Raw genomic sequence first — 20,881 nt, forward strand, 5'->3', positions numbered from 1 at the left:
TCTTAATGGATTCAGGTGTTTAAGGAGGAAATACATAATGAAAAAAGGGCGCATTCTTGCGTTTTTCTTAGTGGTTCTGTTAATCGGAACTGGCGTGGGCTTACTAACAAAGCCTGTTGCGAAAGATATGACGCTAGGGCTGGATTTACAGGGTGGATTTGAAGTCCTGTATGATGTACATCCAGTGAAAAAAGAGGACAAGATCACAAATAGTGTTCTCGTTAGTACAGTGGAGGCTCTTAACCGAAGAGCAAACGTGCTTGGTGTAAGTGAGCCGAACATTTCGATTGAAGGCAACAACCGTATCCGCGTGCAGCTTGCGGGTGTAAAAGATCAAAACAGAGCAAGGGAGATTCTTTCCACTGAAGCACAGCTATCCTTCAGAGATACGAATGATAAAGAACTCCTAAACGGGGCTGACCTAGTCGAAAACAGTGCAAAACAAACATTCAGTCAAACGAATGAGCCAATTGTGACGGTTAAACTAAAGGATGCGAAAAAATTTGGTGACGTCACAAGAAAAGTAGCAGCGATGGCACCAAATAATCAGCTTGTCATTTGGCTTGATTACCACAAAGGAGATTCCTTCAAAAAAGAAGTCTCAAAATCAAACCACAAGTATGTATCTGCACCAAATGTGAATCAAGAGATTAACAGCAGTGACGTACAAATAGAAGGAAAGTTTACTGTCCAAGAGGCAAAAGACCTTGCGAGTATTTTAAATGCCGGGGCATTGCCAGTGAAATTAACAGAAAAATATTCCACATCTGTGAGTGCACAGTTTGGTGAACAAGCACTGAACGAAACAGTGTTCGCAGGAATAGTAGGAATCGCATTTATCTTCTTATTCATGCTGTTTTATTACCGATTACCTGGTCTTATAGCTGTCATCACACTTTCAGCTTATATCTACATTACGCTGCAAGTGTTTGACTGGATGGGCGCGGTTATGACACTGCCTGGAATTGCCGCACTCATTTTAGGGGTAGGGATGGCTGTCGATGCCAACATTATTACTTATGAGCGGATCAAGGAAGAGCTGAAGCTCGGCAAATCAGTCCGTTCTGCTTTCAGATCAGGGAACCGCAGATCATTTGCGACGATCTTTGATGCTAACTTAACAAGTATTATTGCCGGCGGAGTGCTGTTCTTCTTCGGGACAAGCTCTGTAAAAGGATTTGCAACAATGCTCATCCTCTCGATTTTAACAAGCTTTATCACAGCTGTTTTCCTATCAAGATTCCTTCTCGGTCTTCTTGTTGAAAGCCGCTCTCTTGACCGGAGAAAAGGCTGGTTTGGTGTTCGTCAAAAAGACATTATGAACATCCATGAGACAACAGAAACCACCGAGCCAAAAACACCATTTGATAAGTGGGATTTCGTCAGCAAACGTAAAGGATTTATGATTTTCTCAGCTACTATCACCATTGCGGGAATCATCGTTCTTTCCATCTTCAAGCTGAATGCGGGAATTGACTTTACAAGTGGAACTAGAATTGATATTCAAAGTGATCACAAGCTGTCAACTGAACAAGTCGAGCAAGACTTTAAAAAGCTTGACCTTGAGACAGACAGTGTCGTGTTATCGGGTCAAAAAGAGAATCAGGCAGCAGCGAGATTTGTCGGTGTGCCGAACAAAGAAAAGATTGCTGAAGTGAAAGATTACTTCAAAGATAAATACGGAACGGAGCCAAACGTAAGTACAGTGTCTCCGACTGTAGGAAAAGAACTTGCACGTAATGCGCTATATGCCGTCATCATTGCCTCCATCGGGATCATTTTATATGTATCTGTCCGATTTGAGTATAAGATGGCGATTGCGGCAATTATTTCACTGCTATATGATGCGTTCTTTATCGTGGCCTTCTTTAGTATTACGCGCCTAGAGGTGGATGTCACCTTCATTGCTGCGATCCTCACGGTCATCGGGTACTCGATCAACGATACGATCGTTACCTTCGACAGGGTTCGTGAGCAAATGAAGAAACGTAAACCGAAAACCATTGAAGATCTATCGTACATTGTGAACTTAAGCTTACAGCAAACCTTTACGCGATCTGTCAATACGGTGCTGACTGTACTTGTCGTTGTTGTCGCACTGCTTATCTTCGGATCAGCGTCGATTACAAACTTCTCCATCGCCTTACTTGTCGGCTTATTAACAGGGGTGTATTCATCCCTTTATATCGCGGCACAAATTTGGCTGATGTGGAAAGGCCGTGAGCTGAAAAAACCAGCTAAGATAGATACAGATCAAGATATTTAATCTAGAAAGACCGCCTTTTCGGCAGTCTCAGCGTGTAGACAAACCCTCGCATTCTTTGTCAGTCCTGCGTGCCGGTGCTCACGAATGTCAAATTCGCTCCGCTCCGGTACTCGTCCTTCCTAGACTGCAAAGGTTTTCTATCACGCTGAAAAGAAGAAAAAGGGCTAAAATAAATATCATTTTAGCCCTTTTTCAACAATCTGAGACTGCCTTATCGGCAGTCTTTTTCTATTGAAAAAACATTTTGGGTTTCATTGATCTTAAAATGGTCTTTTGCTATAATGACTTACGTTTAGATCAGTATAGAAAGCGGGTGTCTGTTTAAGGCATTTTGCTTTATTCATTGGAGGGGCTGTGATGAAGGTTCGGGAAACTGAACTGCCAGGTATCGGTCATAAAGCCGAAATGATCACAAGAAATAATGAGAAGCTTGCCATCATTACACATAATGACGGCAGAAGAGAAATGTATCATTTTCAGGAGGACGACCACGAAGAAACGATTTCTGGTATCCTGCTAAACGATGAAGAAGCAAGACAAATTGCGGCTATTTTAGGCGGCATGGTCTATAAGCCGAAAGCGCTTGAAACCGTAGAGGTAGCCATTGATGATCTAGTGATTGAATGGTTTAAAATTGAAAAGAATGCACCAGCTGTTCAGAGAAGCATCGGTGAACTCAATGTCCGCCAAAACTATCAAGTAACAGTCATCGCCATTATGAGAAAATCACACGAGAAGATTTTAAATCCAGGACCAGATACCATCATCGAAGAAGGGGATACCCTTGTTATTTCTGGAGAAAGAAAAGAATTAAAGAACCTGATTAAAGAAAAACTCAGCAGCTGATCAAGCCCATGCTGATAGGTTTTCTTCCGCTGCTTTCTTTCTGTGTTTAAAAAAGGCAGTGAAAAGGGAAGAATAAAAGAAAAAGCTTGGGGGATTTGTAGATGAACAAACAACAATGGACCATCATACTCGCATTTATTTTCGTATTAATTGTCTCAGTATTTGCCGTGATTAATGTACGGCCTGTCGAGGTAGACTACTTATTTGGAACGGCTGAATGGCCGCTGATCCTCGTCATTATCGGTTCTGTTTTAATGGGCGGACTGATTGTGGCATTTGCAGGGATCTTCCAAATTGTGAAACTGAAACGTGAACTAAAGGCATTAAAAGCTGAGCGTGCAGCCGCTGCACCTGCTGCTTCGACGAAAAAGGCAGACAAAGATCTTCAGAAAAAATCGCATGTTACGCCTTTAAAAGAACAGCCAGCATCATTTGACCGGAAGGAAAAATAATCTTCCAGCACAATTTCATAAAATAAAAATTGAAACCCCTCAGGCCACTCTAGTATAATAGTGTGGTTGAGGGGTGAATTTATGTTATTATCCAAAATGCGCTGGGAATATGAACATCCAAGCGAAGAAAAAGTGAAATCACTCTCTGAAAATCTGAATATTTCAGCGCTGACTGCATCGCTTCTCGTAAAAAGAGGACTTGAAGAAGTAGAAGAGGCGAGGTCTTTTTTATTTGATCAAAAAGCCGAATTTCATGATCCATTCTTATTAAAAGGAATGAAAGAAGCAGTAGAGCGCATCAACAAAGCGATCGAAGAGCAGGAATCGATTGTGATCTTCGGAGACTATGATGCAGATGGTGTGACAAGTACGTCTGTACTTTTACATACATTAAAAGAGCGGTCTGCAATAGTAGACTTTTATATTCCAGATCGGTTTAAAGAAGGCTATGGGCCTAATGAACAGGCTTTTCGATATATCAAGGAGCAAGGAGCATCGCTTGTCATCACGGTTGATACAGGCATTGCTGCTGTAAATGAAGCACGTATTGCAAAAGAAATAGGGCTAGACCTGATCATTACAGATCACCATGAACCAAGTGAGGAGCTGCCTGAGGCACTTGCCATTGTCCATCCTAAGCAGCCAGGCTGTGAGTATCCCTTTAAAGAACTTGCTGGTGTAGGTGTAGCGTTTAAAGTGGCGCATGCACTTCTTGGGGAGCTGCCAGTTCAGCTGTTAGATCTTGCAGCAATCGGGACAATCGCGGATCTTGTACCGCTTCATGATGAGAATAGATGGCTCGCCAAAAAAGGGCTTATGCAGCTTCGTCAGTCGAATAGACCGGGGCTGAAAGCGTTATTGAAAGAAGCGGGAGCCACTTTAGAAGAAGCGAACGAGGAAACGGTCGGCTTTCAAATTGCGCCAAGGCTGAATGCTGTAGGACGAATTGAACAGGCAGATCCAGCTGTTCACCTTCTTATGACTGAGGATAAGGATGAAGCAGAAGAGCTCGCTCGTTTTGTACAGGAACTGAATAAAGAACGACAAAAGATTGTCAGTACGATCACAGAAGAAGCCATTCAAATGGTGGAAGAGGCAGGCGATGACCAGTCTGCGATCGTTGTAGCGAAAGCTGGCTGGAATCCGGGCGTTGTTGGAATTGTTGCCTCTAAATTGACGGATACTTTTTCTCGTCCAGCGATTGTGCTTGGAATAGATGAAGAAACGCAAATGGCAAAAGGATCAGCCCGGAGCATTCCTGGCTTCGATCTATTCTTCCATCTAAGCAAATGCCGCGACATCCTGCCGCATTTCGGCGGGCATCCGATGGCAGCAGGGATGACACTTCGAGCGGATGATGTGGCTTTACTAAGGGAAAGATTAAATCAATATGCCAATGAAACATTGACGGAAGAAGATTTTATTCCCATTCAGCGGGTCGATGCCGTGTGCAAGGTAGACGAATTGACGGTTCAAGCAATTGAAGAAGCAGGGATGCTGTCACCATTTGGTATGTCAAACCCAAAACCGTTCATTATGATTGAAGATGCGAAGCTTGAAGATATCCGAACAATTGGGGCAAATCACAACCATATTAAAATGTCACTGAAAGACGAAGACAAGCTGCTTGACTGTGTCGGCTTTCACCAAGGGAAATTAAAAGAAGAAATTGTTCCAGGAAGCCGCATTTCCGTGATTGGAGAAATGTCCGTCAATGAATGGAATAACCGGAAAAAGCCCCAGCTAATGCTAAAAGATGCACGAGTTGATGAATGGCAGCTGTTTGATCTGCGGGGGAAAAAGGATTGGGAGAAGAAAGTTTCGACGCTTGATTCAGAAAAATCTTTGGTTGTCTGTTTTGAGGAAGCAACAAAACAGAACGTCGATATCCCCATTCATCATGTTCATGCAGAAAATGTATCAACGTTTGATGTACACGGAAAGTATGTGGTCTTTGCGGATGTTCCCGCAGATGAGCAATTGCTGAAGCAGCTTTTAGAAAATCAGAAGCCTGCCAGAATTTATACGGTTTTTCAAAGAGAAGAAGATCATTTTATGTCCTCTTTCCCAAGCCGTGATCAATTCAAATGGTTTTATGGGTTCTTGTTTAAACGGGGAAGTTTTCCTATCAAAGAACAAGGAATGGAGCTTGCCAAACATAGAGGCTGGACAAAAGATACAATCATTTTTATGACAAAGGTGTTTTTTGAACTCGGTTTTGTTAAAATAGAGAATGGTGTGCTGTCAATAGTACTTGATGCCCCTAAAAAAGATTTAACGGCATCAGCGTCCTATACAGCAAAACAACGATTGATGGAACTCGATCAAACACTAACATATTCCTCAGCTAAAGAGCTGAAGGAATGGCTGAATAGCATGATGAGCGAAGTCTCACCTGTGCTTTGACGTACGAGGAGGAAAAGGAAAAGATGGATTTAAAACAATATGTGACAGTTGTACCTGACTACCCAAAGGAAGGTGTACAATTTAAAGATATTACAACGTTAATGGATAAAGGCGAAGTGTACCGTTATGCAACGGATCAGATCGTTGAATACGCGAAGGAAAGAGACATTGATCTCATTGTTGGACCTGAAGCGCGTGGATTCATTATTGGCTGCCCTGTAGCATACGCACTTGGTGTAGGTTTTGCACCGGTTCGTAAAGAAGGAAAGCTTCCTCGTGAAGTCATTAAAGTCGATTACGGCTTGGAATATGGTAAAGATGTATTAACGATTCATAAAGATGCGATTCGTCCTGGTCAGCGTGTCCTGATTACTGATGACTTACTGGCAACTGGTGGAACAATTGAAGCGTCCATCAAGCTTGTAGAGGAATTAGGCGGCGTTGTGGCAGGGATTGCATTTTTGATTGAGCTGACGTATCTGGATGGCAGAAAGAAGCTTGACGGCTACGACATCATGACGTTAATGCAATACTAATGGAGTTTTTCGTAAAAAGCACTCAGTAAGAAGGGTGCTTTTTTCCTATCAAAAATCTTTTAGCGGACTTCTTCTCTTTACATCTATCGAATTTTTCTTGATAATAAACTACAATACAGTTTTCATTTAAAAAGGTGATTCCATGGCGAACGAACAAGTTTTAACGGCGCAGCAGGTCATTGACAAGGCAAGAGAATACCTGTCCGCTGAACATATTCAATTTATAGAGCGAGCATATGAATATGCTGAAAATGCACACAAGGAGCAATACCGGAAATCTGGTGAGCCCTATATTATCCATCCAATTCAAGTGGCGGGCATTCTTGTTGACCTTGAAATGGATCCATCAACCATTGCAGGCGGTTTCCTGCACGATGTAGTTGAGGATACAGATGTGACATTACAGGATTTAAAAGAGCATTTTAACGAAGAAGTAGCAATGCTTGTTGATGGTGTCACAAAGCTCGGGAAGATTAAATATAAATCACAAGAAGAACAGCAGGCCGAAAACCATCGAAAAATGTTTGTTGCAATGGCGCAGGATATCCGCGTGATCTTGATTAAGCTGGCAGACCGTCTTCATAACATGAGAACGCTCAAACATCTTCCGCAGGAAAAGCAGCGGAGAATTTCAAATGAAACACTTGAAATCTTTGCACCGCTTGCGCACAGATTAGGGATTTCAAAGATTAAGTGGGAGCTTGAAGATACAGCACTCCGCTATTTAAATCCGCAGCAATATTACCGAATTGTGAATCTGATGAAGCGTAAACGAGCGGAACGTGAGGAATACTTGGACGAGGTTGTAAATGAAGTGAAAGACCGCGTGTCTGAGGTGAACATCAAGGCTGAATTTTCCGGAAGACCAAAACATATTTATAGCATTTATCGCAAAATGGTCTTGCAAAATAAGCAGTTTAATGAAATTTATGATCTGCTTGCCGTTCGTATTTTGGTCGACAGCATTAAAGACTGTTATGCGGTGCTCGGTATTATCCATACATGCTGGAAACCGATGCCAGGCAGATTTAAGGATTATATTGCGATGCCAAAGCCGAACATGTACCAATCTCTTCATACAACGGTGATTGGGCCAAAAGGTGATCCGCTTGAAGTTCAGATCCGTACAGTGGAAATGCATGAAATTGCTGAATACGGGATTGCGGCACACTGGGCATATAAGGAAGGCAAAGAGTCAGCAGAATCAACGGAAGAAGCGGTCTTCCAGAAGAAGCTTTCTTGGTTTAGAGAAATTCTTGAATTCCAAAACGAATCCACAGATGCAGAAGAATTTATGGAATCGTTAAAAATCGATCTCTTCTCTGATATGGTGTTTGTGTTTACACCAAAAGGAGACGTCATTGAACTGCCGTCGGGCTCAGTTCCGATTGATTTCTCTTACCGGATTCACTCGGAAATTGGGAATAAAACGATCGGTGCCAAGGTCAATGGCAAAATGGTCACACTCGATCACAAACTAAAAACAGGTGACATTATTGAAATTCTGACATCAAAGCACAGCTATGGGCCAAGTCAGGATTGGGTCAAGCTTGCCCAAACCTCCCAAGCGAAGCACAAGATCAGACAGTTTTTCAAAAAACAGCGCCGTGAAGAAAATGTCGAAAAAGGCCGAGAGCTCGTAGAAAAAGAAATCAAAAACCTTGAGTTTGATGTCAAAGACATTCTGACCGCTGAAAACCTGCAAAAAGTGGCTGACAAATTTAATTTTTCAAACGAAGAGGACATGTATGCAGCTGTTGGATATAACGGCATTACTGCACTACAAGTCGCCAATCGTTTAACGGAAAAAGAAAGAAAACAAAGAGATCAAGAAGAGCAAGAGAAAACCGTTCAAGAAGTGACGGTGGAACCAAAGACGTATCACGGGAAAAAACGGGAAGCTGGCGTAAGGGTCAAAGGGATTGATAACCTGCTTGTCCGCTTATCTAAGTGCTGTAACCCTGTTCCTGGTGATAGCATTGTCGGTTTTATTACGAAGGGCCGTGGCGTATCTGTTCACCGTGAGGACTGTCCGAACGTGAAGACAGGAGAAGCACAGGAGCGGTTAATTCCGGTCGAGTGGGAGCATGAGCAGCCTGCTCAAAATCGTAAAGAATACAATGTGGAAATTGAAATATTAGGATATGATCGACGTGGCTTACTCAATGAGGTGCTACAAGCAGTTAACGAAACCAAAACGAACATCTCCTCTGTTTCTGGGAAGTCTGATCGTAACAAAGTGGCGACGATCCATATGGCGATCTTTATCCAAAATATTAATCATTTGCACAAAGTAGTCGAACGCATTAAACAAATCAAAGACATTTACTCTGTTCGCCGATTCATGAATTAGAAAGGAAGTATATCGTCTATGAGGCTTGTTGTGCAGCGTGTGACAAATGCATCTGTGAAGGTAGAAGAAGAGATCACAGGTGCCATAAGCGAAGGATATATGGTGCTTGTTGGTGTCACACACGAAGATACAGAAGAAGATGTGTTTTACTTAGCTGAAAAGCTTGCACATTTACGCATTTTTGAAGATGAAAATGGGAAAATGAATCGTTCATTATTGGACATAAAAGGAAGCGTTCTGTCTGTGTCGCAATTTACCCTTTATGGTGATACGAGAAAGGGCAGACGGCCGAATTTTATGAAAGCCGCCAAGCCGGATGCAGCCAATTCGCTTTACGAATGTTTCAATAAAACCCTTAGAGAAAAAGGTATCCATGTTGAAACTGGCCGTTTTGGTGCGATGATGGACGTGTCATTGACCAATTCAGGACCAGTCACGATCTTGATGGACAGTAAAGAATAGATTCTCTTTAGACTGTAGATGAACTCATGCGGGAGTTTGTTTAGAGTCTTTTTCTTTTGTGGTCAAATAAAAAAAGAGGCGCAGAGGCCTCTTTTTTTTAACGGAAATATTGTTTTAATCCTTCAGTCATTCCTTCTGTGACTCGTTCCTGGTAAGAGGCGCTATAAATGATCGCTTCCTCCTGAGGATTGCTTAAATACCCGAGTTCATATAAAAGGGAAGGGCGTTTGTTTTCTCTTAAAACAAAGTAATCTCCGAATTTGACACCCTTATCAGGGATTTGAGAGCGTTTTGCGACTTCGGAATGAACGCTTGACGCTAATTGCTGATCTTTTGCTGCGTGATAATAATACGCTGTACTTCCTCTAACACTTTGGTCCATAAAACTATCATAATGAAGACTAATAAATGCATCTGCATTTCGGTAATGAGATGTCGCCACCCTCGATTGAAGGCTGATAAAGGTATCGTCACTTCTAGTTAAATACACATTTGCACCAGAAGCTCTTAATTTGCCTGCTAGTAAATTGGCGGTTTTGATGGTGATGTTCTTTTCAAAAGCACCGTCTGCGCCAATTGTGCCGCTGTCTTTTCCGCCATGACCAGGGTCAAGAACAATCGTTTTTCCTTTTAAAGAACCAGTCCCAGACGATGAATCCTGCTGAGGTCTTGGCGCTTCGCTGCTATTTTTCTTCGTTTGAACGACCCAGCTCGCTACATAGCCAGTTCCGCCGTTCGATAGTGTCACCTCGTACCAGTCACCTTGCGTCTGAACAATGTGATAGGCAGCTCCTTTTGTTGCTCTTTCTGCAATCCCAGCAGAGGTAGAAGCGCTTTTTCGAATGTTGGTGCCGTCATAGACAATGTACGCTTTTTGCTCAGAAGCCGAAGAGGATGAACTCTTTTCAGGTGCAGAGCCTGCTCCTTTGCCTGTGACAATGTAATAGCTTGCAACCCAGCCTTTTACGCCTTTCCCCTCAATTTCATACCAGCCGTTCTGCTCTCGCAAAATGGTGATCTGTGTGTTGCGGGCAAGTGAAGCGATGACTTGTGCATTTGGTGCCGCGGATTGCCTCACATTCAAGCTCGATACGCCAACTGTGCCTGTCTGGTTAGAGCGAGAAGACCCACCGGAGCTTGATTGAGAAGTTTTCTGCCCCCCTGAAACATAATCAGAGTGAACCCAGCCTTCTGCTTGTTTATAAGAAATTTTCGTCCATTCGCCGCTTGTCTCGAGCTTTTTAGCGGAAGCGCCTTGCGGGAAAGTACCAATCACTTGATAGGAAGTCCCAGGGCCTGTCCGGATGCGAAGGTCGGAAGCTGTCGATGTAATGGTACTGTCTCCTGCCGTGCTTTGACCTTGCGCCTTTGGTTTCTCTGTTTTTTGAGCGCCGGATGATGTGGTGATCAGCCATGAGACGACCCAGCCTTTTTGTCCGTTTGATAATTGGATCTGCACCCATTCCCCTTGTTCAGTGAGAATAGGATAACTTTCGCCGCGTTTTACTACAGCTGCGATTCCATAGCTTAAACCAGGGCCCGTTCTCACATTGATTTCATCTGTTGCGACCACAGCTTGATCTGTTTGTGCTGTAGCATGTGTCATAGGCAAAGAACTCGCGATGAGAACAAAACAAGTAAGCAGCATCATCATTTGATTGTGTTTTTTCAGATTCAAAACGGTGTTTTCCCCTCCCTTGTAAAACCGATGAATGTTAATTCGTTATGTAGTGGATGAATTCCTTGCAGTTTCCCTAATAAAAATGAATCAATCTGTTTATACTAAATAAAAATGTGATAAAAGGATGTACAAACATGAGATTAAGCAGAAAATTAGGACGAGTGCAATATAATGGACATCGTGATATCGACCGCTGGCAGCATGACGAAATGGATCAGCCGGGCTTCCTTGAAGAAACCGCATCTGAATACGGATGTACGTCAAAAGAAGAGCTGGAAAAGAAAAAGAGGCACGGCAAGGGTTGACAGAGTGGCAGCACCGACCTTATTATAATATAAATCAACACACTTGAAAATTTAAAATGTGGAACTGATGATAGAGAATAGTAGGGTAAATTGCGTGAGCAGAGAGGAATCGCCTTAGGCTGAAAGCGAATCCGCATGGCATTTATCACGAAAGAACACTCTGTAGGTTTCCTGCTGAACGCTCGAAAAATGAGTCAATAGGCGGAGAACGTGAATCTGCGTTAAGGATTTGAGCGGGAACATGCTTGATCATGTTCCAACTAGGGTGGCACCACGGGTATAACTCTCGTCCCTACTATACACATAGTAGAGGCGGGGGTTTTTTATATGTCCACATAAAAAATGAATGATGGTCGTAGGAGGACGAAAAATGAGTTTTAATATTCCAAGAGGCACACAGGATATTTTACCTGGAGAGTCAGAACGCTGGCAGTATGTTGAACAAATTGCGAGAGATACATGTGCAGCCTTTCAATACAAAGAAATCCGCACACCGATTTTTGAGCATACAGAGCTGTTTGCACGGGGAGTAGGCGAATCAACTGATATCGTTCAAAAAGAGATGTACACATTTGAAGATAAAAAAGGACGCAGCATCACACTACGTCCAGAGGGAACAGCTTCAACCGTCCGTTCTTATGTTGAAAATAAATTGTTTGCACAGCCGGCTCAGCCAACTAAGCTGTATTACATCGGACCAATGTTCCGCTATGAACGTCCGCAAACAGGAAGATATCGTCAATTTTATCAATTTGGAATCGAAGCGATTGGTTCCAAGGATCCTGCCATTGATGCAGAGGTCATTTCACTTGCGATGAGTGTGTATGAGAAAGCAGGTCTTTCTAACTTAAAACTCGTCATTAACAGCCTTGGTGACAAAGAGAGCCGTGCAGACTACCGCACAGCACTGGTCAAGCACTTTGAGCCAAGAATTGAGGAATTCTGTCACGACTGTCAAACTCGTTTACATCAAAATCCGCTGCGCATTCTTGATTGTAAAAAGGATCGTGATCATGAACTGATGACAACAGCTCCATCCATTCAAGATTACTTAAATGAAGAATCACGGACGTATTTTGAAAAGGTCAAACAATACTTATCAGATATAGGCATTGAGTATGTCGTCGATCCAAATTTAGTGCGCGGTCTTGATTACTACAATCACACAGCATTTGAGATCATGAGTAATGCAGAAGGCTTTGGTGCGATTACAACATTAGCCGGCGGCGGCCGTTATGACGGACTCGTTGAAGGAATTGGCGGTCCTGAATCACCAGGGATCGGATTTGCGATGAGTATTGAGCGTTTCCTATCAGCGATCGATGCTGAAGGAATTGAGCTTCCTCTGCAAGATGGTATTGATTTATACATTGCTGCTCTCGGAGATGAAGCGAAGGATTATTCTGTTTCATTATTAAACCGTCTGAGAAAAGAAGGTATCTCAAGTGAAATGGACTATACAGGGAAGAAACTAAAAGGACAATTTAAAGCAGCTGATCGTTTAAAAGCCAAATTTATTGCAGTTCTTGGAGAAGATGAACTTGCACAGCAAATTGTGAATGTGAAAGATACAACTACGGGTGAACAAATTGAAGTGAAGCTTGATGAGCTGATTCAAATGTTGAAGGCCCACCAGAAAGCGTAAAGAAGGAGTGGAATGTTCGTGTTTGGTAGAACTTTTTATTGTGGAGAAGTAACAGAAGACCAAATCGGTCAGTCAGTTGTATTAAAAGGATGGGTTCAAAAAAGGCGTGACCTAGGCGGTTTAATCTTTATTGATTTGCGTGACCGTTCAGGGATTGTACAAGTTGTCTTCAATCCAGACTTATCAAAAGAGGCGCTTGAGACAGCAGAATCAATTCGTAACGAATATGTCCTTGATATTAAAGGAACGGTTGTCGCAAGAGAAGAAGCAACGATCAACCCAAATTTAAAAACGGGCAAAATTGAAATTCAAGTCGAAACGGTCACCGTTTTAAATGAAGCGAAGACTCCTCCATTTGTGATTTCAGATCAAGCAGACGAGGTATCAGAAGATGTTCGTTTAAAATATCGTTACCTGGATCTTCGCCGCCCTGCAATGTTTGAAACAATGAAAATGCGACATGAAGTCACAAAAGCATTCCGCCATTTCTTAGACGACAACGGCTTTCTAGACATTGAAACACCAATTTTAACGAAAAGTACCCCAGAAGGTGCGCGTGACTATCTTGTTCCAAGCCGTGTACACGAGGGAGAATTTTATGCACTGCCTCAGTCTCCGCAATTATTTAAACAATTGCTGATGGTTTCTGGGATGGACCGTTATTATCAAATTGCCCGCTGTTTTAGAGATGAAGACTTGCGTGCTGACCGTCAGCCGGAATTCACACAAGTCGATATTGAAATGTCCTTTATGAGTCAAGAGGACATCATGACGCTTGCTGAAGAGATGATGGCGAAGGTAATGAAAGATGTCAAAGGTGTAGACCTTACATTGCCATTACCTCGTATGACATACGATGAAGCGATGAATTCCTATGGATCTGATAAACCGGATACACGTTTTGAGATGAAGCTGGTTAACATTTCAGATACGGTAAAAGACTCCGATTTCAAAGTGTTTAGTGGCGCTGTGAAAAATGGTGGAGCTGTGAAAGCCATCAATGTCAAAGGGGCTGCATCGAACTATTCAAGAAAAGACATTGATGCACTTGGTGCATTTGCAGCGAACTACGGTGCAAAAGGTCTAGCTTGGCTAAAAGCAGAAGGGACTGAATTAAAAGGTCCGATCGCTAAATTCTTTGATGATGCAAAGCAAGCTGAATTAAAAGAACAGCTGCAAGTTGAAGAAGGCGACCTGTTACTCTTTGTCGCAGATAAGACGTCTGTTGTTCATGATGCACTTGGTGCACTTCGTTTAAAACTTGGTAAAGAGCTTGAACTGATCGATGAGTCTGTATTCAATTTCTTATGGGTTGTCGATTGGCCGCTGCTTGAAAAGGATGAAGAAGAAGGCCGCTTCTATGCTGCCCATCATCCATTCACAATGCCAGTTCGCGATGATCTTGAATTAATTGAAACAAGCCCAGAAGACATGAAGGCACAGGCTTACGATCTTGTGCTGAATGGCTACGAGCTTGGCGGAGGTTCTATTCGTATTTTTGAAAAGGACATTCAAGAAAAAATGTTTGGCTTACTTGGTTTTTCAAAAGAAGAGGCCTACGAACAATTCGGCTTCCTTCTGGATGCGTTTGAGCATGGTGTTCCTCCGCATGGCGGAATCGCGCTTGGGCTTGATCGTTTAGTGATGCTGCTTGCAGGCCGCTCTAACTTAAGGGATACGATTGCATTCCCGAAAACGGCAAGTGCGAGCTGCGTTCTCACAGATGCCCCTGGCCATGTGAGCGAGGCGCAGCTTGATGAGCTGAGTTTAGCGATTAAAACAAAAGTAAAACAGTAAAATAGGCGCATGTTTATAGGTATGTAAACGCTTGAAAAAGAAATATGCCTATGATATGCTTTCATCAATCAATAAATAAAGTCCTGATACGTACGGTGGTTACCTAGTTTTGACCGAACATTTTTTTATACGGGAGCTTGCCTTTCCTTTCTGCATAAATGCCTCATTAGAGGACTTATAAAGTCAGGAAGAAAGCACCCACCTGCATGGTGCGGGGTTCAAAACGAAGGAAATGCTGGCGGCGTCATCGGGACTTTTTTGTGTTTTTTTCTTTTAGAGAAGGATGACGGAGAAGTCTGAATATGATATGATTCTTTCGATTCATTTTAAATAAAGGTGGAGTGAGGCACTTGTTACATCAGTTTTCAAGAAACGAGCTTGCCATTGGCAAGGAAGGCTTAAATATACTAAAAAACAGTACAGTTGCAGTGCTTGGTGTGGGCGGCGTTGGTTCATTCGCAGTAGAGGCGCTCGCTCGTTCCGGCGTTGGCCGTATTGTTCTTGTTGATAAAGATGATATTGATATTACAAATGTAAACCGTCAGCTTCCAGCATTGCTATCAACAGTTGGCCAGCCAAAGGTTGACTTAATGCAGGCGAGAATCGCTGATATTAATCCAGAATGTGAAGTTGTTGCGCTTAAGATGTTTTATACAGAGGAAACATACGAGCAATTTTTTGAGTATCCGCTTGATTATGTCATTGATGCCTCAGATACCATTCACTATAAAATTCATTTAATGAAAGAGTGTCTGAACCGCGGTGTGAACATCATTTCAAGTATGGGAGCTGCGAATAAAACAGATCCGACACGCTTCAAAATCGATGATATTTCAAAAACACATACCGATCCTATTGCAAAAGTCGTGAGAACACGTCTGCGTAAGGAAGGGATTCGTAAAGGAATTGAAGTCATTTTCTCTGACGAAAGTCCGATTGTCATTCGCGAAGATGTCAGAAAAGAAGTTGGAAATGATGAAGCGAAGATTCGCAAGGCGCAAATGCCGCCATCATCCAATGCGTTCGTTCCGTCTGTTGCCGGACTGATCATGGGTGGTCATGTCATTATGAAGCTTTTAAAGGATATTCCGATTACACGTGTGAAGGATAAATAAACAGCCCGCCTGCTAATTATGCAGGGGGCTTTTTTTATTTTTGGCGTTTTAAATTTTCATAGACCTGTTTCAATGCTCCTTCAAATTTTCCGGTTTGCTTCGGTACATAGTATTGCTTGTTTTTCAGCGGATCAGGTAAATATTGCTGCTTCACCCAGCCGTTCTCATAATCATGTGGGTATAAGTAATCGACACCTCTTCCGAGTGCTGTGGCGCCTTTGTAGTGTGCATCCTTTAAATGAACTGGAACCTCACCAATTTTCCCTGTACGAATATCACCAAGTGCCGCATCAATTGCCTTATATGCCGAATTGGACTTAGGAGAAAGACACAGTTCAATCACTGCGTTCGCCAGCGGAATTCGTGCTTCTGGGAAACCGACTCTTTCTGCTGTTTGTACTGCGCTTAACACGCGGGGGCCTGCCTGCGGACTGGCTAAGCCAATGTCCTCGTAAGCCATCACGAGTAATCTTCTTGAAATGCTTTCAAGGTCTCCTGCTTCGATCAGTCTGGCAAGGTAATGCAGCGCCGCATCTGTATCAGATCCCCTAATGGATTTTTGAAAAGCCGAGAGGACATCATAATGAGCATCACCATTCTTGTCATGTGAGAAGCTCTTTTTTTGTAAGCATTCTTCTGCTGCGGCAAGAGTAATTTTAATATGCCCAGTCTCATCAGGTTTTGTCGATAAGACAGCGAGTTCTAGTGCATTTAAAGCAGAACGCACGTCTCCTCCGCATCCATTGGCAAAATGATTCATCGCTTCATCGTCCACGGTCACCTCATAACCGCCAAGCCCGCGATGCTCATCCTGTAAGGCTCTTGTTAACGCAGCTTTGATTTGCTCTGTTTCAAGCGGCTTTAGCTCGAATATTTGTGTCCGGCTTCGGATGGCGGGATTGATCGCATGATAGGGATTAGCCGTCGTTGCGCCAATTAAAATGATCATGCCATTTTCTAAATAAGGAAGGAGAAAATCCTGCTTTCCTTTATCAAGCCGGTGGACTTCGTCTAAAATAAGGATCACCTGTCCGCTCATTTTCGCTTCAGCGGCGACAGCTTCCATATCCTTTTTGTTATGAATGACCGCATTTAATGTACGAAAAGCAATGCTAGTACTACCAGCGATCGCTGTTGCAATCGATGTTTTGCCAATGCCCGGCGGTCCGTATAAAATCATCGAGGATAAATGCTTTGCCTCGACCATTCGTCTAATAATTTGACCTTCTCCAACAAGATGCTCCTGCCCAATAATGTCTTCAATATGACTTGGGCGCATCCGGTACGCTAAAGGTTTCATAATTATCTCTCCTAAAGCAATGTCTTGTTTGTATAGAGTACCGAAATTTCTTCAAATAGAAAAGGGATGCGTCCTTCAATTATGCTCAGTACCCGTAAATGAAAGTTGGCTGAAAGTATGATATAATTGCTTTTGGTCTATATATCAGCGTATATGAAATCAGAAAAATAATTGATGACATAGAATAGAAAACGCAGAGGTGTTTAACTTGAAAATATCAACTAAAGGCAGATATGGTCTAACGATCATGATCGAATTAGCCAAAAAACATGGCGAAGGCCCTACATCATTAAAATCAATCGCTCAAAACAATGATTTGTCTGAGCATTATTTAGAGCAGCTTGTATCACCACTCCGCAATGCCCGTCTTGTAAAAAGTATTCGCGGTGCGTATGGCGGCTATGTTCTTGCACATGAACCAAACGAGATCACAGCAGGTGATATTATTCGTGTATTAGAAGGACCAATTAGTCCTGTTGAAGTCATCGAAAACGAAGAACCAGCAAAGCGTGAACTATGGATTCGTATTCGTGATGCAGTAAAAGACGTACTAGACAATACAACTCTTGAAGACTTGGCAAGCTACACAGATGACGGGGATCAAGACTCGTATATGTTCTATATTTAGATCAGAGGTGTACCGGAAATGGAACGAATCTATTTAGATCATGCAGCCACAACGCCGATGGATCAGCGTATTGTGGACAAGATGATGCCGTACTTTACAGAGATATTTGGCAATCCCTCTAGTATTCATTCATATGGGCGCGAGGCAAGAAAGTGGCTCGATGAAGCAAGAGAAGTCATTGCAGGAGAATTACACTGTAAACCACAGGAGATCATCCTCACAAGCGGAGGAACTGAGGCGGACAACCTGGCAATCACAGGTGTTGCCATGGCAAGACAGCATGAAGGAAAACATATCATCACAGTGAAAACAGAGCATCATGCGGTGCTGCATACATGTGAACGCCTAGAGAAGCTAGGATTTGAAGTGACATATTTAGATGTGGACGAAACGGGATTGATTCATCTTGATCAATTAAAACAAGCATTGAGAGATGATACGATTCTTGTGACCGTCATGTACGGCAATAATGAAACAGGTGTGATTCAGCCAATCAAAGCCATTGGCGAACTTCTACATGATCACCCTGCTCATTTTCATACAGACGCAGTGCAGGCGTTTGGCACAGTGCCTATTGATGCAGCAGATCTCCATATTGATCTTTTATCTGCTTCTGGCCATAAGCTGAACGGTCCGATGGGAACAGGCTTTTTATATGTAAACGAAGGCGTGAAACTTTCTCCGCAAATATTCGGAGGGGAACAAGAAAGAAAGCGCCGTGCTGGCACTGAAAATGTGGCAGGAATTGTTGGACTTGCAGAAGCTGTTCAATTAACGAAGCAAAATAGAAGAGAAAAATCGATGCATTATGGTAAGCTCAAAGAAACTATGCTGCAAGTATTCGAAGAGGAATCTCTTAATTTCTCTATCAATGGACATCCGAAAGAGACATTGCCGCACATTTTAAATGTTCATTTCCCGGGCGTCTCCATTGAATCGCTGCTTGTGAATTTAGATATGGAAGGAATTGCTGTTTCAAGCGGATCGGCATGTACGGCTGGATCTGTCCTTCCTTCGCACGTGTTAAGCGCCATGTATGGCGAAGAAGCAAAAGAGCTGACATCCTCAGTCAGAATAAGCTTCGGTCTTGGGAATGAAGAGGATCATGTGAAGCAGGCGGCACGTAAGATAGCAGCTGTTGTCAAACGCCTAGCCAAATAAATGCTTCCTTTTGTTCGTGTGTGAAAAATGAAACAGCGAAGCACCTGAAGAACGAAACGCGTATGTTGTTTCATTGAAATTGGAGTTGATGAAGATGACAAAAAGACCAGAAGATACAAGAGTTGTGGTCGGTATGTCCGGAGGAGTCGATTCATCAGTTGCCGCTCTTATGCTAAAGGAGCAAGGCTATGATGTCATCGGCATATTTATGAAAAACTGGGATGACACTGATGAAAATGGTGTTTGCACAGCAACGGAAGATTATGAGGATGTCATCCGCGTGTGTAACCAAATTGGAATCCCATATTATGCAGTAAATTTCGAGAAGCAATATTGGGACAAAGTGTTTCAATATTTCCTTGATGAATATAAAGCGGGCAGAACGCCAAACCCAGATGTCATGTGTAACAAAGAAATTAAGTTCAAGGCATTCCTTGAGCATGCATTGTCACTTGGTGCGGATTATTTGGCAACAGGACACTATGCTCGTGTTGATAGAACTGGTGATGAAGTCAAAATGCTGCGAGGTCTTGATGCAAACAAAGACCAAACGTATTTCTTAAATCAGCTGACTCAGGAACAACTTGATAAAGTCATGTTCCCAATCGGTGATTTAGAGAAAAAAAGGGTTCGTGAATTGGCAAAAGAAGCAGAGCTCGCAACAGCAACGAAAAAAGACTCAACAGGTATCTGCTTTATTGGAGAGAGAAACTTTAAAACGTTCCTCAGTCAATATTTGCCTGCACAGCCTGGTGTGATGCAGACAATGGACGGAGAAGTAAAAGGGGAGCACGATGGACTGATGTATTACACGATCGGTCAGCGCCAAGGACTTGGCATTGGCGGCAGTGGTGATCCTTGGTTTGTCGTTGGGAAAGACTTGGAGAAAAACATCTTGTTTGTTGAACAAGGCTTCCACAATCCACTTTTATACTCTGAAAGCATTTCAGCCGTTAATATCAGCTGGACTCGTCCTCATATTGTCGGGGAAAACGGTGAATTAACGTGCACAGCAAAATTCAGATACCGTCAAGAAGATCACCATGTGAAGGTCAAAATGACAGGTGAGCAAGAAGCGATGGTTATCTTTGATGAACCTGTTCGTGCTGTTACCCCGGGACAAGCGGTTGTTTTTTATGATGGTGACGAATGTCTTGGCGGCGGTACAATTGACGATGTCTTCAAAGATGGTCAAAAGCTGTCGTATGTGTAGCATGTTTTCAAAACCTCAACGTCGCTGTTGAGGTTTTTTAATGAAAGGATGAGAGAGCGAATGAATCATAACGAAATCGGCATAGAAGCCTTGAATCAAGGGAATATCGAAAAAGCAGCTGAAGCTTTTACAAAAGCGATCGAAGAAAGCCCGAAGGATCCGGTTCCATATATTAACTTTGCGAACTTACTTTCAAGTATCAATGAATTTGAACGTGCTTTAAACTTTTTTCAAAAAGCTATTGAACTTGATCACACCGCAGCTGCAGCCTATTACGGGGCAGGAAATGTGTATACATTAAAAGAAGACTTTATGAAAGCGAAAGACTACTTTGAACAAGCACTAAAAGCGGGCATGGAAAATAGTGATTTGTTTTATATGCTTGGGCAGACGCTCATCAAATTAGAGCAGCCAAAGCTTGCGATGCCGTATCTTCAGCGTGCTGTTGAATTAAACGAAGAAGATAATGAAGCTAGATTCCAATTTGGCATGTGCTTAGCCAATGAACACATGCTGGAAGAAGCGGTGACAACTTTTACTGAAGTCATCACGCGTGATCCGCAGCATGCAGACGCCTTTTATAATTTAGGGGTTGCGTATGCGTACTTAGAGAAAAAAGACGAAGCGCTTGAGATGCTGGGTAAAGCCATTGACGTGCAGCCTGACCATATGCTGGCACTACATGCGCAAAAGCTGATTCAAGAGGCAGAATAGA

At 42.8% G+C, this 20,881-nt stretch carries 17 protein-coding genes, 1 other RNA gene and 1 other annotated feature; of the genes, 16 read left to right on the forward strand and 2 right to left on the reverse strand.

Features of this window, described 5'->3' with window-relative positions:
* The first annotated feature begins 37 nt into the window (after positions 1–37).
* The 7 genes from secDF to dtd all read left to right on the forward strand — a co-directional run bounded on the left by secDF (position 38) and on the right by dtd (position 9,321).
* Positions 38–2,266 carry a protein translocase subunit SecDF gene (gene secDF, locus AC3WTB_RS16605; RefSeq protein ID WP_487268758.1) on the forward strand — a complete coding sequence of 743 codons (2,229 nt, stop codon included), beginning with the start codon at positions 38–40 and terminating at the stop codon, positions 2,264–2,266.
* Between the two features lie 357 nt (positions 2,267–2,623).
* Positions 2,624–3,112: a cation:proton antiporter regulatory subunit gene (locus AC3WTB_RS16610; RefSeq protein WP_058838998.1), complete on the forward strand. Its 489-nt coding sequence runs from the start codon at positions 2,624–2,626 to the stop codon at positions 3,110–3,112.
* A 101-nt stretch (positions 3,113–3,213) separates the two neighbouring features.
* Complete coding sequence (locus AC3WTB_RS16615) at positions 3,214–3,564, forward strand: LapA family protein (protein WP_039180309.1); 351 nt, start codon at positions 3,214–3,216, stop codon at positions 3,562–3,564.
* Between the two features lie 81 nt (positions 3,565–3,645).
* A complete protein-coding gene (gene recJ / locus AC3WTB_RS16620) occupies positions 3,646–5,970 on the forward strand; it encodes a single-stranded-DNA-specific exonuclease RecJ (protein WP_341040668.1) in 2,325 nt (774 codons plus the stop codon).
* Between the two features lie 23 nt (positions 5,971–5,993).
* A complete protein-coding gene (locus AC3WTB_RS16625; RefSeq protein ID WP_024423133.1) occupies positions 5,994–6,506 on the forward strand; it encodes an adenine phosphoribosyltransferase in 513 nt (170 codons plus the stop codon).
* 142 nt (positions 6,507–6,648) lie between these two features.
* Positions 6,649–8,859 (forward strand): RelA/SpoT family protein, encoded by a 2,211-nt coding sequence (locus tag AC3WTB_RS16630; protein ID WP_024427858.1) that lies wholly within the window; start codon positions 6,649–6,651, stop codon positions 8,857–8,859.
* An 18-nt stretch (positions 8,860–8,877) separates the two neighbouring features.
* Positions 8,878–9,321: a D-aminoacyl-tRNA deacylase gene (dtd, locus tag AC3WTB_RS16635; protein WP_064497877.1), complete on the forward strand. Its 444-nt coding sequence runs from the start codon at positions 8,878–8,880 to the stop codon at positions 9,319–9,321.
* Positions 9,322–9,418: 97 nt separating this feature from the next.
* On the opposite strand, the gene AC3WTB_RS16640 is transcribed toward dtd, so the two are convergent.
* Entirely contained in the window at positions 9,419–10,975 is a 1,557-nt protein-coding gene (locus AC3WTB_RS16640) for an N-acetylmuramoyl-L-alanine amidase family protein (protein WP_457548422.1), read from the reverse strand.
* 161 nt (positions 10,976–11,136) lie between these two features.
* Between AC3WTB_RS16640 and AC3WTB_RS16645 the strand changes: the two genes are divergently transcribed.
* The 5 genes from AC3WTB_RS16645 (at position 11,137) to AC3WTB_RS16665 (ending at position 15,864) form a co-directional block, all read left to right on the forward strand.
* Positions 11,137–11,307 carry a YrzK family protein gene (locus AC3WTB_RS16645; protein ID WP_003216250.1) on the forward strand — a complete coding sequence of 57 codons (171 nt, stop codon included), beginning with the start codon at positions 11,137–11,139 and terminating at the stop codon, positions 11,305–11,307.
* A gap of 58 nt (positions 11,308–11,365) precedes the next feature.
* Positions 11,366–11,604: a binding site (T-box leader), on the forward strand.
* A 73-nt stretch (positions 11,605–11,677) separates the two neighbouring features.
* Positions 11,678–12,952, forward strand: coding sequence for a histidine--tRNA ligase (hisS, locus tag AC3WTB_RS16650; protein WP_024423129.1), 1,275 nt, complete (start codon positions 11,678–11,680; stop codon positions 12,950–12,952).
* A gap of 18 nt (positions 12,953–12,970) precedes the next feature.
* On the forward strand, positions 12,971–14,749 hold the full coding sequence (gene aspS, locus AC3WTB_RS16655) for an aspartate--tRNA ligase (RefSeq protein WP_099663571.1): 1,779 nt from the start codon (positions 12,971–12,973) through the stop codon (positions 14,747–14,749).
* A 77-nt stretch (positions 14,750–14,826) separates the two neighbouring features.
* A non-coding RNA gene (gene ssrS / locus AC3WTB_RS16660) (6S RNA) lies at positions 14,827–15,007 on the forward strand.
* A 92-nt stretch (positions 15,008–15,099) separates the two neighbouring features.
* Positions 15,100–15,864: a tRNA threonylcarbamoyladenosine dehydratase gene (locus tag AC3WTB_RS16665; protein WP_039180291.1), complete on the forward strand. Its 765-nt coding sequence runs from the start codon at positions 15,100–15,102 to the stop codon at positions 15,862–15,864.
* A gap of 34 nt (positions 15,865–15,898) precedes the next feature.
* Here AC3WTB_RS16665 and AC3WTB_RS16670 read toward each other — a convergent pair whose 3' ends face one another.
* Entirely contained in the window at positions 15,899–17,164 is a 1,266-nt protein-coding gene (locus AC3WTB_RS16670; RefSeq protein ID WP_059374664.1) for a replication-associated recombination protein A, read from the reverse strand.
* 208 nt (positions 17,165–17,372) lie between these two features.
* On the opposite strand from AC3WTB_RS16670, the gene cymR reads away from it, so the two are divergent.
* The 4 genes from cymR (at position 17,373) to AC3WTB_RS16690 (ending at position 20,880) form a co-directional block, all read left to right on the forward strand.
* The gene (gene cymR, locus AC3WTB_RS16675) at positions 17,373–17,792 is read left to right on the forward strand and encodes a cysteine metabolism transcriptional regulator CymR (RefSeq protein WP_024423125.1); all 420 of its coding nucleotides are present in this window, start codon (positions 17,373–17,375) and stop codon (positions 17,790–17,792) included.
* Between the two features lie 18 nt (positions 17,793–17,810).
* Positions 17,811–18,953 (forward strand): cysteine desulfurase family protein, encoded by a 1,143-nt coding sequence (locus AC3WTB_RS16680; RefSeq protein WP_492333980.1) that lies wholly within the window; start codon positions 17,811–17,813, stop codon positions 18,951–18,953.
* A gap of 94 nt (positions 18,954–19,047) precedes the next feature.
* A complete protein-coding gene (gene mnmA, locus AC3WTB_RS16685; protein ID WP_039180282.1) occupies positions 19,048–20,166 on the forward strand; it encodes a tRNA 2-thiouridine(34) synthase MnmA in 1,119 nt (372 codons plus the stop codon).
* A gap of 60 nt (positions 20,167–20,226) precedes the next feature.
* Positions 20,227–20,880: a tetratricopeptide repeat protein gene (locus tag AC3WTB_RS16690; protein ID WP_025092425.1), complete on the forward strand. Its 654-nt coding sequence runs from the start codon at positions 20,227–20,229 to the stop codon at positions 20,878–20,880.
* Position 20,881: the final 1 nt, after the last annotated feature.

It is taken from the genome of Bacillus sp. EB106-04-04-XG123 (assembly GCF_058791855.1).